This window comes from Hwanghaeella sp. LZ110, assembly GCF_048892525.1.
Lineage (GTDB): Bacteria > Pseudomonadota > Alphaproteobacteria > UBA8366 > Aestuariispiraceae > Pacificispira.
Genome location: NZ_JBLZHT010000082.1, coordinates 1 through 279 on the forward strand (window position 1 = coordinate 1; position 279 = coordinate 279).

At 58.1% G+C, this 279-nt stretch carries 1 protein-coding gene; it reads left to right on the top strand.

The annotated features are described in order from the left end of the window. Positions 1-235, top strand: a 235-nt coding sequence (locus ACOSDM_RS20285; protein WP_420726348.1) for a hypothetical protein, incomplete at its 5' end; no start/stop codon positions are given. Positions 236-279 lie beyond the last annotated feature (44 nt).

The following is a 279-nucleotide window of genomic DNA, read 5'->3' on the forward strand; positions in this document are numbered from 1 at the left end:
GTTGTTCCCAGACTCCTGGGCGTGTGCTGAGATGCGGGCGCTGTGCGGGGAGCGTGTGAGTAGTTTCTCCCCAGGGACCTGCTCCGTTCACTGGGCGTACATACTGGCCATGCTGGGGGTCCTGGATGCCGGGATACTTTCCACGCTGGCTTTTGTATTAGCGAATCGCCAAGATGCCCTGCTGCCAGAAAATGCCAAGGATGGGGATGTGACTGGCTTGTTACTGGCAGCATGAAAGAGGCCTGAGCTGTTCTCGACAGTCAGAAACTGCTGGTGGCC